Annotated in this window: 9 protein-coding genes and 2 pseudogenes; 8 read left to right on the forward strand and 3 right to left on the reverse strand. The window is 74.5% G+C overall.

Going from position 1 to position 13,249, the window contains the following annotated elements:
• Nucleotides 1-42: 42 nt before the first annotated feature.
• A complete protein-coding gene (locus ACIP67_RS01545; RefSeq protein WP_401685682.1) occupies nt 43-1,338 on the forward strand; it encodes a M23 family metallopeptidase in 1,296 nt (431 codons plus the stop codon).
• Nucleotides 1,339-1,398: 60 nt separating this feature from the next.
• Here the strand turns inward: ACIP67_RS01545 and ACIP67_RS01550 are convergent.
• Nucleotides 1,399-2,324 (reverse strand): annotated as a pseudogene (locus ACIP67_RS01550) (GNAT family N-acetyltransferase).
• Nucleotides 2,325-2,542: 218 nt separating this feature from the next.
• On the opposite strand from ACIP67_RS01550, the gene ACIP67_RS01555 reads away from it, so the two are divergent.
• Both ACIP67_RS01555 and ACIP67_RS01560 read left to right on the forward strand, forming a co-directional pair.
• Nucleotides 2,543-3,262, forward strand: coding sequence for an FAD binding domain-containing protein (locus ACIP67_RS01555; RefSeq protein ID WP_401685685.1), 720 nt, complete (start codon nt 2,543-2,545; stop codon nt 3,260-3,262).
• A gap of 275 nt (nt 3,263-3,537) precedes the next feature.
• Nucleotides 3,538-4,719, forward strand: a complete 1,182-nt coding sequence (locus tag ACIP67_RS01560) for a phosphatidylserine/phosphatidylglycerophosphate/cardiolipin synthase family protein (protein WP_401686762.1) — start codon at nt 3,538-3,540, stop codon at nt 4,717-4,719.
• 171 nt (nt 4,720-4,890) lie between these two features.
• On the opposite strand, the gene ACIP67_RS01565 is transcribed toward ACIP67_RS01560, so the two are convergent.
• Complete coding sequence (locus tag ACIP67_RS01565) at nt 4,891-5,238, reverse strand: hypothetical protein (protein ID WP_401685687.1); 348 nt, start codon at nt 5,236-5,238, stop codon at nt 4,891-4,893.
• A gap of 170 nt (nt 5,239-5,408) precedes the next feature.
• Between ACIP67_RS01565 and ACIP67_RS01570 the strand changes: the two genes are divergently transcribed.
• The 5 genes and pseudogenes from ACIP67_RS01570 (at nt 5,409) to ACIP67_RS01590 (ending at nt 11,098) form a co-directional block, all read left to right on the forward strand.
• Nucleotides 5,409-6,374 carry an STM4015 family protein gene (locus tag ACIP67_RS01570; protein ID WP_401685689.1) on the forward strand — a complete coding sequence of 322 codons (966 nt, stop codon included), beginning with the start codon at nt 5,409-5,411 and terminating at the stop codon, nt 6,372-6,374.
• A gap of 69 nt (nt 6,375-6,443) precedes the next feature.
• Nucleotides 6,444-7,613 carry an STM4014 family protein gene (locus ACIP67_RS01575; protein ID WP_401685692.1) on the forward strand — a complete coding sequence of 390 codons (1,170 nt, stop codon included), beginning with the start codon at nt 6,444-6,446 and terminating at the stop codon, nt 7,611-7,613.
• 313 nt (nt 7,614-7,926) lie between these two features.
• Nucleotides 7,927-8,406 (forward strand): annotated as a pseudogene (locus ACIP67_RS01580) (STM4013/SEN3800 family hydrolase); the annotation flags it as partial.
• A 195-nt stretch (nt 8,407-8,601) separates the two neighbouring features.
• Nucleotides 8,602-9,504 (forward strand): STM4011 family radical SAM protein, encoded by a 903-nt coding sequence (locus ACIP67_RS01585; protein WP_401685695.1) that lies wholly within the window; start codon nt 8,602-8,604, stop codon nt 9,502-9,504.
• A 28-nt stretch (nt 9,505-9,532) separates the two neighbouring features.
• On the forward strand, nt 9,533-11,098 hold the full coding sequence (locus tag ACIP67_RS01590; RefSeq protein WP_401685698.1) for a CHAD domain-containing protein: 1,566 nt from the start codon (nt 9,533-9,535) through the stop codon (nt 11,096-11,098).
• A 75-nt stretch (nt 11,099-11,173) separates the two neighbouring features.
• Here ACIP67_RS01590 and ACIP67_RS01595 read toward each other — a convergent pair whose 3' ends face one another.
• Nucleotides 11,174-13,225, reverse strand: coding sequence for an RICIN domain-containing protein (locus ACIP67_RS01595; protein WP_401685701.1), 2,052 nt, complete (start codon nt 13,223-13,225; stop codon nt 11,174-11,176).
• Between the last annotated feature and the right edge of the window lie 24 nt (nt 13,226-13,249).

The following is a 13,249-nucleotide window of genomic DNA, read 5'->3' on the forward strand; positions in this document are numbered from 1 at the left end:
TCCGCCCGTGAACAACAGCATCTCCCCGCGACGGTCGGCGACGTGAACGACGAGGACACCGTCGGGACACGACCGCACGGGACGCGACTCCACCAGGTGGACACCGTGGAGGCACCGTCCGACGCGCCGGACCCGGCGCCGGACCCGGCCGCCCCGACCCCCGCAGACCCGACGCCCGCGGACGCGCATCCCGCGGACCCGGCGCCCGCGGACCCGCATCCCGCGGACCCGGCGCCCGCAGATCCGGCCCCCGGCCCGGCCCCCGCGTCCGGCCCCGCAGATCCGGAGCCGGCCGCGGCCCGCACCGCCCGACGGGGCCCGGGGCCCTTCACCCTGCTGGTGCTGCCGGGCCTGCTGACCCTGTCGGCGATCGCCGGCTTCCTCGCCCTGACGGGCGGTCTCCCCTCGGACTGGACCGAGGGGGACGAGCCGGGGACGACCACCGTGAACGGCGTCGACGAGAGCTACCTGCCCTGGCTGCGCAAGGCCGCCGCGAGCTGCACGGTCGTCACCCCGTCCGTGCTCGCCGCCCAGATCGACCAGCTCTCCGGCTGGCACAACGACACCGGCGGAGCCTCCGGGGAGCAGGGCATCGCCGGTTTCACGGACGCCGAGTGGCGGACCTGGGGGAAGGACGACGACGGCAACGGCCGCTCCTCGCCCCGCGATCCCGCCGACGCCGTCATGGCCCTGGGCCGGCAGGACTGCTCCCTCGCGGGGAAGGTCACCGACCTGCGCACCGAGGGCACCGTCACCGGCGACCTCGTCGACCTGACCCTCGCGGCGTACGCGGTGGGCACCGATGCCGTGGCCGAGGCCGCGGGCGTGCCCGCCGGAGCGAAGACCTACCTCGCCGAGGTGAAGGAACTCCTGCCGCGCTACGAGGCGTTCGACCAGGAGACCTCGAGCGGCGGCGGCACGGCGGACGCCATCCTGGCCGCCCCCCTCGGCACCACCCTCACCGTCACCTCTCCGTACGGCTCCCGCGAGCACCCCCTCACCGGCGTCACCAAGCTCCACACCGGAGTCGACTTCGCCGCCGCCCAGGGGGCCGCGGTCCTCGCCGCACGCGAGGGCCAGGTCGTCTTCGCGGCCATGACCAAGGCGTACGGCAACCGCGTCGTCGTCGACCACGGCAGCATCGACGGCAAACGCCTGGAGACGACGTACAGCCACCTCTCCGCCCTCGACGTCAGCGTCGGGCAGAGCGTGCAGACCGGGACCCTCCTCGGCCGGGCGGGCTCCACCGGCCTGTCCACCGGCCCGCACCTGCACTTCGAGGTGATCTACGACGGCTACTACACCGATCCGCAGCCCTGGCTGGCCTCGGACGGCTGACCCGACGGACCGGCCGGGCGGCTGACGCGGGGGGCCGGCGATCCGCCCGCGTCCCCGGCGTCAGCGCAGCACCGCCTCCCAGGTGTCGACGGCGTAGTGGACGCTCATCCCGCTCCGCGCGTACAGCCCGGGGGCCCCGGTGGCGTTGGAGGTGTCCACGCCCAGCCCGACCGTGTCCCGCCCGCGCGCGGCGAACGCGGCGAACGCCTGCCGCAGCAGCAGCCCGGCCAGGCCGCGCCCCCGGGCCTCGCGCAGGACGCCGATGCCGCGGATCCAGCCCATGGCCTCGCGGTCGTCCCGCGCGAGCAGGAACCCGGCGTCGCCGAGGCCGTCGGTGCCGGCGATCCACACCAGCGACCGGTCGAGCCCGCCGGCGTCGATGTCGTACAGCCACTGCTCGTAGGCGCGGGGCCGGAAGTCGAAGTGCTCGGCGAAGCTCGACCGGTACAGCGCGTGCACGCGCAGCCGGTCGGCCTCGGTGGTGCAGGGCCGCACCCGGACGCCCGGGGGGAGGGCCGGCGCCGCGTCGGCCGCCGGGTCGAGAGGCCGGCGCAGGACGTGGTGGCGCCGTACGACGGACCAGCCCCGGTCGAGGATCAGGCCGGTGTCGAGCGTGGGCCTCGTGTTGAGGTGCAGGTGCACCACGGCCTGCGCGACGCCGTTCTTGCGCGCCTTGCGCAGCGCGCGTGCCTCCATCGGCTCCAGGACGAGCCGTCCGGCCTGCTGGTGGTCGGGCAGGACGTAGTGGTCGACGTCGATGCGCTCGCCGCCCGACTCGTCCCACAGCAGCCCGTAGGCGACCAGCCGGTCCCCGTCGAAGGCGAGCCAGGAGTCCTGCGCCAGGTCGGTCTCGGGTGTTTCAGGTCGGCCTCGACGGTGTGCGGATCCGTCTCGGGTTGGCCGATTTCGATCACGTCTATCGCCTTGAGCAGGTCGGTGACGGCGGGCGCGTCGGCGAGCATGGCGGGACGCAGGACGTAGGACATGGCGTCAGGTTCCGGGGCGGTGAGCCTACCCGCAACGGAAATTTCCGGGCGGCTCCGGCGCTCGGGGGAACCGCCCTCGACATGAGGGGCGCAGAGATGGCCGTCGTGTGCCCTATACGCGCCCCCTTGAGTATGGGCACAATCCGGTCTGCCAGTGATCACTTGGCGGAGGAATCGGTTCCGTTCCGCCACCTTCCCGGGAAGGCAGGTCGGTTGTCGTGTTGGTGCGTCTTCCCACCTCCATATCCGAAGCGCAGGAGTGCCTCGCGGAAGGGGCCGTCCCGGTGGGCGGTGCCACTCTGGTCTGGGCGACCTGGCAACGGGACGGCTTCCCCGAACTGGCCATGTCCCTGCGCCATCTGCCCGAAGCCACCACCGTCGCCCGCGGGACCCTGGGCTCGGCCGTCCTGCTGAGCCGCGTCGACGACACAGTGCCGGAGGTGCTGCGGCGGGCGGCCGGCACGATCGGCACGGGTGCCGTACGCCGTGCGGCCACGGTCGGCGGCAACATCGTCGGCAGCACCCTGCGCTGTCTGCTGCCCCCCGCTCTCGTCCTCGAAGCCCGCGCCACGGTCCTGGAGGCCGACCGGGTCCACGAGACGGACCTCGCCGAAGTCGTGGCCAAGCGTCAGCTGCTGCTCTCGATCAGCTGGGACGAGCCCCTGGTCACCGGTTACCGCAAGCTGGCCGCCGACCCGGGCGGGGAGCCGCCCTTCGTCGTGGCCGCCGCGGTCCACGCCGACGCCGACGGGCACAGGCGTCTGCGGGTGGCCGCCCGCGACGGCTACGAGGTGCTCAGCGCGACCGTCCCCTGCGACGCCGGCGGCGACGAGGCCCTCGACGCTCTGGAGGCCACGGACCTCGGCGCGCTGGACCCCACCGCCCGGGCGACGGTGCGCGACCAGGCCAAGGAGGTCCTGGACCGCCTAGCCGAGTGACCCTCTCCTCCTCGCCGAGTGACCCCTCCGCCTCGCCGAGTGACCCCCTCCTCCCAGCCGACCGATCCCCTCCTCCCCGCCGCCGGACGAAGGCCTCCCTTCCGGGACGCGCGCCACAGGGCTCTGAGTCGCCGGGGACGCGCCGGGTATACGTACGCCGCCGGCGGGTCGGGGACCCGCCGTGACCCTCATGGACGCATGACGAGGAGGCGGACGTGCTGCACGGACCGGTGGCGGACGGCAAGGTGACCGAGGACGGGGGGACCGGCGGCGGGGTGACCGGCGGCGGGACGGGCGCCGCCGAGGCCCGCAAGCAGCGGCTGCGAAGACGCCTGGAGCGGCTCCTGGGCATCGCGGCGACGGAGGGCAACGAACTCGTCCCGCTGCGCAACGGCGACGCCATCTTCCCCGCGATGCTGTCGGCCATCCGGTCCGCGCGCCACACCGTCGACATGATGACCTTCGTGTACTGGCGCGGCGACATAGCCCGCGAGTTCGCGGACGCGCTGGCCGAACGCGCCCGCGCCGGCGTGCGGGTGCGCCTGCTGCTGGACGGCTTCGGCGCCAAGGAGATCGAACGGCGGCTCCTCGACGCCATGCAGGACGCCGGGGTCCAGGTCGCCTGGTTCCGCCGTCCGGCGCGGCTGTCCCCGCTGAAGCAGAACCACCGCTGCCACCGCAAGGCGCTCGTCGTGGACGAGGACACCGCCTTCACGGGCGGTGTCGGCATCGCCGAGGAGTGGTGCGGGGACGCCCGCACCCCCGCCGAGTGGCGGGACACCCATGTGCGGGTGCGCGGACCGGCCGTCGACGGCATCGCCGCCGCCTTCGCCCAGAACTGGGCCGAGTGCCACGACACGCTCTACGACGAGCGCGACCTGTTCACCGAGCACGAACAGCCGGGCCGCGCCACGGTCCAGGTGGTCCGCGGCTCGGCGAGCTTCGGCTGGCAGGACATGCAGACGCTCGTCCGCGTCGTGCTCACCTCCGTCGAGGAACGCTTCCGGCTGTCCACGGCCTACTTCGCTCCCGACGCCTACTTCGTCGACCTGCTCGCCGCGACCGCACGGCGCGGGGTCGCCGTGCAGATCCTGATCCCCGGCCCGCACACCGACCAGCGGGCCTGCCGGCTCGCCGGACAGCGCCACTACCAGACCCTGCTGGACGCGGGGGTGGAGATCAGGGAGTACCAGCCGACCATGCTGCACACCAAGATCATGACGGTGGACGGCGTCGCCTCGCTGATCGGTTCGACGAACTTCAACCGGCGGTCGATGGAGCACGACGAGGAGGTGATGCTCGCCGTGCTCGACGAGCACTTCACCGCGGAGCTGGACGACGACTTCGACCGGGACTGGGCGCGGGGGGAGGCCGTGGACCCCGTGCGCTGGCGTCGGCGCCCGCTGGCCCAGCGGGTACGGGAGGCCGCGGTGGCGCCCGTCCGGCGGTTCCTGTGACGTCCCGCCCGCCGTAGGGCGTGTCGACAGGCCCGGCGACACCCGCCTCGGCCCGCGCCCGGTCGGCGGGCCCCGTCGCCGCGGCACACGCCCGCCAGAACCCCACACCGTCGGCGGCGGTCCCCGCGTCCGGTCCGGCCGGCACGTCCGTCATGGTCATCGGTTCCTCCGTCACCCTCTGTCCCGTCCCGCTCGGTCCGCCACGATCCGCACGGAACCGGGCACGTACTCCCGCTGCCGGACCACCCGGTACCAGCCCCGGGGGAGGGGGATCGCCGCGTGCTCCTCGTGGACCACCCGGCCGCCCTGCGGCAGATGCAGCGGCAGCGGCCCGAACGGACCCGGCTCCCGCACCAGTTCCCCCGGCCCGACCACCGCGTGGGCATGGCCGGTGACCTCGCCCAGCGCCGGCACCAGCCGCCTTCGCCCGTCGCGCGGCTCCCGGGGAGCGGTGCCCACGTGCGGCGGCACCGCCTCCTCGGCCACGGGCACGATCAGCACGTCTCCCTGCCGGCACACGACGTCCTCCCCTCCGCCGGCACACCGTGCGCCGGACCATGACGACGACCGTAGGGGCCGCCTCTGACAACGCCCCGAACGGCGGCCCCGGCCCGCCCCGTTGTCAGTGCCTGTTGGTAGAACTGCCGTCGTCGCACGAGGCACCCGCATCTCTCCACCGGAGCAGCCGCATGACCATCAATGTCCACCTGCACGAGCTGTACCGGCTGCCCGCGTACACCTTCCCCGGCCCCGACGAGCCGACGGACGACCTGCCCGATCCGGACGCCGTCGCCTGGCGCATCACCAGCGACGTGTACGACGCCGACGAGGAGTGGACGCGGGCCTTCGCCCGGTTCCGCGCCGCCGTCGACACCACCCGCGTGCGCGCCCTGATCGTCGGCGCCTGGCAGGGGGCGTACGAATCCGCCCCCCTCACCGTCATCGAGGCGCTGGTGGCCGCCCGGGACCGCTTCCCCGCCCTGCGGGCGCTGTTCCTCGGCGACATCGTCATGGAGGAGGCCGAGATCTCCTGGATCAGGCAGACCGACGTCACCCCCCTGCTGACCGGCTTCCCCGACCTGGCGGAGTTCGGCGTCCGCGGCGGATGCGATCTGCGCTTCCCCGCCCTGCGCCACACCGGCCTGCGCCGGCTGACCGTGGAGACGGGAGGTCTCCCCGCGGAGGCCGTCCGCGGCATCGCCGCCAGCGACCTGCCCGCGCTGGAGCACCTCGACCTGTGGCTCGGCACCCCCGACTACGGCGGGGACGCCGAGGCCGCCGACCTGGAGCCGATCCTGACGGGCGAACGTCTGCCGCGCCTGCGCCACCTCGCCCTGCGCAACAGCGAGATCCAGGACGCCGTCGCGACCGCCGTGGCCTCGGCCCCCGTGGTCGCCCGCCTGGAGGTGCTGGACCTGTCCATGGGCGTCCTGACCGACGAGGGCGCCGCCGCGCTCCTGGCCGGACAGCCGCTCACCCACCTGAAGAAGCTCGACCTCCACCACCACTACCTCAGCGAGGCCGTCCAGGACCGCCTCCGCCAGTGCCTGGAGCCCGCCGGCGTCGACGTGGACCTCGACCGCGACGACGCCGACGAGGACGAGGACGAGGACGACGACGGCACGGTGTGGCGGTACGTGGCCGTGGGGGAGTGACCACACCGCCCATGCGCCGACCCGCCCCCACCCCGCGCCCCCGCGGCGCCCGCCCGCCGAGGAGACGCCATGCCCCGACCGGTCCCTGACCCCGGGCCGCGTTTCGCGGTCGTGGGCAACCCCGAGAACCGCCGGGTCGCCCTCTTCACGGACGCGGTGCGCGCCGCCGGGCTGCCCGGCCCGCGCGTCGTCCCCTGGACGGACGTGCTGCGCGCCGGCGGCGCCGGGTTCGACGCGGACGAACTCGTCCGTGTCGACTCCCCCGGGGAGAACGCGGACGTCGACCGGCTGCTGCGCGGCGTCCACGACCCCACCCGGGTCGAGGGCTCGGCCCGCTGGTACGCCGGATTCACCGCCGCGCTGCGCGGCCTGCGCGGCGGCATCCGCCTCGCCGACCCCGACGACATCGCCGTGCTGTTCGACAAACGGCGCTGCCACGCCGTCCTCGACACGGCCGGCGTCCCGGTCCCGGCCTCGCCCACCTCGGGCCCGGCGGCCGCACCGGTGCGCGGCTGGGACGACGTACGCGCGCTGATGCGGGAGCACCGGATGCCGAGGCTGTTCGTCAAGCCCGCGCACGGCTCGTCCGGATCGGGCGTGCTCGCCGTGGAAGCGGGCGGGCCCGGGCGGATCCGGGCCACCACCTCCGTCGAACTCACCCCGGACGGACGCCTGTTCAACTCCCTCAAGGTGCGCCGCTACGAGGACGAACGCGACATCGCGGCCGTCGTCGACGCGCTCGCCCCGGACGGGCTGCACCTGGAGCGCTGGCTGCCCAAGGCCTCCCAGCAGGGCCGCGCCGCCGACCTGAGGGTCGTCGTCGTGGCCGGCCGGGCCACCCACGCCGTCGTCCGCACCAGCCGCACCCCGCTGACCAACCTCCACCTCGGCGGCCGCCGCGGCGACCTCGACACGGCCCGGCAGGCCGTCGGGGCGGCGGGCGCGCGCTGGGCCGACCTGCTCGGGGTGTGCGAACAGGCCGCGGCCTGCTTCCCCCGCACCCTGTGCGTCGGCGTCGACCTGCTGCCGGCCGTCGGCTGGCGCAGCGGCGCCGTCGGCGAGGTCAACGCCTTCGGCGACCTGCTGCCCCGTCTCACCGGCCTGCCCGGCAGCGGCGCCGAGGGCCTCGACACCTACGCCGCCCAGGTCGCCGCCGCCCTGCGCGCCCACGCCCCCGCGCACCACCGGCACGGACACAGAACAGGAAGCCCGCATGCCCTCGCCCGCCCCCACACCTGAGCCCTCGCCACCCGCTGCCGCCCGCCGCACGCCCGGCTCCCCCCGGCCCGGTGCCGTCCCCGTGCCCGACACCCCGCCGTCCGCCGCCGTGCCCGAGTGGCCGCCACCCGCTACCGGCCGCACACCCGGCTCCCCCCGGCCCGGTGCCGTCCCCGTGCCCGACTTCCCGCCGTCCGCCGCCGTGCCCGAGTGGCCGCCACCCGCTACCGGCCGCACGCCCGGCTCCCCCCGGCCCGGTGCCGTCCCCGTCCCCGTGCCCGACACCCCGCCGTCCGCCGCCACCCACCCCGTGACGGCACCGGGCGAGCCGGACATGAACGAGATCGTCGGCAGCCACGACCTCCTCCTCGTCACCCTCGACACCCTGCGCCACGACGTCGCCGCCGAACTGGCGGAGGCGGGCCGCATCCCCCACCTCGCCCGCCACCTGCCGGGCGGCCGCTGGGAGGAGCGACACGCCCCCGGCAGCTTCACCTACGCCTCCCACCAGGCGATCTTCGCGGGCTTCCTGCCGACGCCGGCCACCCCCGGCCCCCACCCGCGCCTGTTCGCGGCGAGCTTCGCGGGCAGCGAGACCACCGCCGACCGCACCTTCGTCTACGACACCCCCGACCTCGTCTCCGGCCTCGCGCGGGCCGGCTACCGCACGGTGTGCGTCGGGGGAGTCGGCTTCTTCAACCGGCAGGGCCCCCTCGGCTCGGTGCTGCCCGGCCTCTTCCAGGAGTCCCACTGGGCACCGGAGTTCGGCGTCACCTCGCCGCACTCCTTCGAGAACCAGGTGGCCTGCGCCGAATGGTGCGGGTGGGCCCGGGGGCGGTGGTCATCGGGCGGCCTCGGCGGGGTCGAGGGCTGGCTGACGGACGACGACCCCGGCACCCTCCGGCTCACCCCCGAAGGCCTCGCCCACTCCGACGCCGTCGGCCCCGAGCTGTTCTCCCCGGCCGTCCGGGCCGCCATGGCCGCCTACGAGAGGAAGTGACCGGCCCGCATGGACCTGACCCTCCTCTACCGCGGCCCCCTCGCCTCCTGCGACTACGACTGCCCCTACTGCCCGTTCGCCAAGCGGCGCGACAGCGGTGCTCGGCTCCGCGCCGACCGCGCCGCCCTCGAACGGTTCACCGCCTGGGCCGCCGACCGCACCGACGACCGCCTGTCGATCCTCTTCACCCCCTGGGGCGAGGGCCTGGTCCGCTCCTGGTACCGGCGCGCCCTCACCGAGCTGTCCCACCTGCCGCACGTCCGCCGGGTGGCGATCCAGACCAACCTCAGCTGCCGCACCGACTGGCTCGCGGGCGCCGACCCCGGCACCGTCGCCCTGTGGTGCACCTACCACCCCGGCCAGACCCCCTACGAGCGCTTCCTCACCAAGTGCCGCGACCTCACCGCACGCGGCATCCGCTTCAGCGTCGGCGTCGTCGGCCTCCCCGAGCACCTGGAAGCCGCCCGCCGGCTGCGCGCCGACCTCCCCGACCACGTCTACCTGTGGGTGAACGCCGCCGAGGGCCACACCTACCCGGACGCCGACGCCGCCGAGTGGACGGCCCTGGACCCGCTGTTCCCCTACAGCCGCCACCCGCACCGCAGCGCCGGCCTGCCCTGCCGCACCGGCGAGTCCGTGATCTCCGTCGACGGCGACGGCACCGTACGCCGCTGCCACTTCGTCCCCGCCGCCCTCGGCAACCTCTACGACGGCTCCTACCGCGCCGCCCTGCGCCCCCGCGCCTGCCCCCAGGCCGTCTGCGACTGCCACATCGGCTACGTCCACCTCCGGACGCTGCCCCTGTACGACGTCTTCGCGGGCGGCGTCCTGGAGCGCGTCCCCGCGGCCGGCCCCCGCGGCGGGCGCGTCGACCTGCCGTTCCCCGTGCGGGCGGGCGCCGGGGAGGTTTGATTCCGCGCAGTCGGTCAACCGGGAGAACATGACCCGGTCGACGCAGGAGACGGAACACAAGTACGACGTGCCGGCGTCGGGCGGCTTCCCCCGGCTGTCCGCGCTGACCGGGGCGGGCAACGGCACCTCACTCGTCGACGCGGGCACCCACGACCTGGACGCGGTCTACTACGACACCGCCGACCTGCGGCTCACCCGCGGCTCCGCCACCCTGCGCCGCCGCACGGGCGGCCCGGACGCCGGCTGGCACCTCAAGCTGCCGCTCGGGGACGACACCCGCGACGAGATCCGCGCGCCCCTCCAGGAGGACGTCCCCGGCCGGCTGCGGGACCTGACGCTCTCCCGGACCCGCGGCGCCCCCCTCGCGCCGGTGGTCCGCATCCGCTCCCACCGCACCGCCCGCGACCTCCTGGACGCCGACGGCACCCGCGTCGCCGAGATCGTCCTCGACCGGGTCGAGGCCGACTCGCTGCGCCCCGACGGCGGGCACACGGCGTGGACGGAACTGGAGGTGGAACTCGCCGAGAACACCGACCCGGCCGTCCTGAAGCGCGTCGACAAGGCGCTCGGCAAGGAGGGCTTCACCCTGCTGAAGACCCCGTCCAAGCTGAGCCGCGCCCTCGCGGAGACGGCTCCGCGCGGCGGCGCGGACCCGCGGACGCCGGCGGACGGCGAGCCGGCACCCGACCGGCCCGCCGAGCTGCCCCCGGGGTCGGCCGGCGCACAGGTGCTCACCTATGTCCGCGAGCAGGTCCGCACCCTCGTGGACCTCGATCCGGCGGTCCGGCGCGGACTGCCGGACTCGGTGCACCGGATGCGGGTCGCCTGCCGCCGCCTGCGCAGCTGCCTGCGCTCGTACCGCTCCCTGTTCGACCGCGGGGTCACCGATCCGCTCCGGGAGGAGCTGAAGTGGCTGGGCGGCGAACTCGGCGCCGAACGCGACCAGGAAGTGCTGGTGGAGCGGTTGCGCGCACACGTGGGCGACCTGCCCCTCGAACTGGTCCTCGGCCCGGTCTCCGCCAGCCTCCAGGCCTGGGACGCCCACCGGTCGGCCGAGGCCCGCGCACGCACCCTCGCGGCGCTCTCCTCCGCCCGCCACCTGGCGCTCCTGGAGTCACTGGACCGGCTGGCCACCCACCCGCCCCTGCACGCCGAGGCCTCCCGCAAGGCGGCGAAGGTCCTGCCCGGGGCGATCGGGAAGGAGCACGACCGGCTCGCCCGCCGTGTCGAACGCGCCGGCCGGACGTCCCCGGGCCCGGACCGGGACGCCGCCCTCCACCACGCCCGCAAGGGCGCCAAACGCCTCCGCTACGCGGCCGAGGCGGCCCGTCCCGCCCTCGGCAAGCCCGCACGGCGCATGGCCAAGCACGCCAAGGTGGTGCAGAAGGCGCTCGGCGACCACCACGACAGCGTCGTCGCCCGCGACACCCTGCGCCGGCAGGCGGTGGCCGCCCACGCCGCCGGCGAACCCGGCTTCACCTGGGGCCTGTTGCACGGCCGCGAACAGGCCGTCGCCACCGAGCGCGAACAGCAGCTGCCGGATCTCTGGCGACGCGCCTCCCGGCCCCGTCTGCGCAAAGCACTGCGCTCCTGACGGGCCGCACGCGTGCCTCCGCCCGCACCGGGACGACCCGGCGCGGGCGGAGGCACGCGGGGACTGCCGGACGGGTCAGGCGGTGTCCTGGACGGCCGCCGCGGCGGTCACGTCCGTCACCTTCCAGCGCTGGTTGGAGCCGGAGTTGGGCGGCCACGTCGTGACGGCTGCACCCTCGTTCGTCGCCTGGCCGCCGACCTCGAGGAGCCGGCCGGTGGCGGCGTTCACCAGGGTCCAGGTGCCGTCGCCGGTGGTCGACAGGATCCACTCGGTGGCCGGGTCCCGTTCGCCGGTGTCGGGCTCGACCACGGGCACGTCGTCCCGTACGGCCAGCCGCTTGCCCTCCGCCGGATTGGCGAACACGTACCGCTGACGGGCGCCGGTCTTCCCGTACCGGGCGTCCAGCCGCCACTGCTGCGCGGTGGTGCCGGCGCCCGTGCCGATGACCAGGTGCGTGCCGTCGGCGGCGACGGTGACGGCCTTGCCGCTCTGGACGCCGGTCAGCGTGTACGAGTGCCCCTTGCTGAACAGCCCGGCGTCCTTCGCGACGCCGGAGACACCCTTGACGGAGAAGGACGTCACGGACTGGGCCGGCACGGTGAAGGTGGCCCGGCCGTCGACGACCTTGACGGGCGCCTGCTCCTGGAGCTTGCCGTCGGCGCTGGTCACGGTCGGGGTGACGGTCGCGTTGCCCTTGACCGTGCGGAACTTGGCGAGGTCGATGGTGACGGTACGGGCCGCGGTGGTGCTGTTGACGTGGACGAGCGAGGCGCCCTTGCCGTCCTCGGTCACGGCGGCGGCGCTGGAGGTGTCGTCCACCTTGATCAGCTTGTCGCCGGGCTTGATGAAGTGCGTGAAGTTGCGTGCCGTGTCGAACTTGGTGTTCGTGTAGATCGGGCACGACCGGAGCGTGTCCGTGGAGGTGCAGCTGAACGGTATCTGGATGGAGCCCCAGTTGCCGCCCTCGGCGGATTCGCCGCCGGGCTTCATGTTGTCGTAGTCCTCGACCGGCTGCCAGAACACCCAGGCCGTGGGCTCCAGTTCGCGCAGGTCGTTGACGATCTGCTGGGCCAGTCCGAGCCCGGGGCGCATGTCGGTGAAGCTCTGTCCGTCACCCCAGTCGCCCTCGACCTCGCTCATCCACAGCGGCTTGTCCGCGGCCTTCGCCAGGTCGCGTACGGTGGTGCGCTGCCCGGTGCCGTAGGTGTGGACGTTCATCTGGTCGACGAGGTCCTTGGAGGCCTGCGAGTAGGCGTTCCAGTTGGTGGCGAAGATGCCCGGGTTGGTCTCGTCCATCGCGGAGATCCCCGCCTTGACCTTCGCCTCCTTCAGCGCGGGCGCCAGCGCGGCGAGCACCTTCTGCTGGAGCTCGGGCCCGATGTGGGCGCCCTCCTGGCGGCCGCCGACCGGCTCGCCGTCGCTGCCCAGGCGGGTGCTCCAGTAGCCGGTGTTGGGCTCGTTGAACGGGTCGACCGTGTCGACCTCGATCCCCTCGGCCTTCTCCAGGCGCTTGGTCGCGCCCGCGAGGTAGGCGGCGAAGTCGTCGACCGAGTCGGCCTTCAGCTGGTCGGCGCCCGCGTCGAACCCGCCGGAGACGTATCCGCTCTCGGTCATGAACCACGGCGGGGAGTTGCTGAACGTCTCCCAGTGGTCGATGTCGTTCTTGATGCGCTCCACCCACCACCGCTGGGTGGCGTCGGCGTCCTTGTTCCAGTCGACCGGGTCGTCGGCGCTCCACCAGTCGGTGTCGGTGCGGGTGGTGCCCTCGGGCGCCTTCCACCAGCCTTCGACCGCGCCGCCGGCCCGCAGGTAGTCCGTGACGTCCGGGGCGTTGCCCCCGCCGATGTTGTACCGGGCGATGTTCAGCGCCAGTCCGTCGTCGTCGAAGAGGAGCTGCGCGAGCTTCTCCCGGATCGCGGGCGGATAGTCGCCGGTGGCGTTGGCGAACCAGACCAGACTGGTGCCCCAGCCCTCGAACTCCTGCTGCTGGTACGACGGGTCCGGCGTCACGGTGACGGCGGTCTCGGCGTGTGCCTGGACGGGGACGCCCAGCAGGGCGGCCCCGGTGGCCAGAGCGGTCAGCGCGGCGGCGGTGAGTCTCCGTCTGCTGCGGGTACGGCGTGCCATCGATGCTCCCAACTGCGGTGCGGT

Origin of the sequence: Streptomyces sp. NPDC088812 (assembly GCF_044750285.1) — a bacterium.
Taxonomy (GTDB): domain Bacteria; phylum Actinomycetota; class Actinomycetes; order Streptomycetales; family Streptomycetaceae; genus Streptomyces.

Excerpts from the sequence above, each read along its gene's own strand:
- ACIP67_RS01570 (WP_401685689.1), top strand. The coding sequence starts at position 5,409 with ATGACCATCAATGTCCACCTGCACGAGCTGTACCGGCTGCCCGCGTAC.
- ACIP67_RS01575 (WP_401685692.1), top strand. The coding sequence starts at position 6,444 with ATGCCCCGACCGGTCCCTGACCCCGGGCCGCGTTTCGCGGTCGTGGGC.
- ACIP67_RS01585 (WP_401685695.1), top strand. The coding sequence starts at position 8,602 with ATGGACCTGACCCTCCTCTACCGCGGCCCCCTCGCCTCCTGCGACTAC.
- ACIP67_RS01590 (WP_401685698.1), top strand. The coding sequence starts at position 9,533 with ATGACCCGGTCGACGCAGGAGACGGAACACAAGTACGACGTGCCGGCG.
- ACIP67_RS01595 (WP_401685701.1), bottom strand. The coding sequence starts at position 13,225 with ATGGCACGCCGTACCCGCAGCAGACGGAGACTCACCGCCGCCGCGCTG.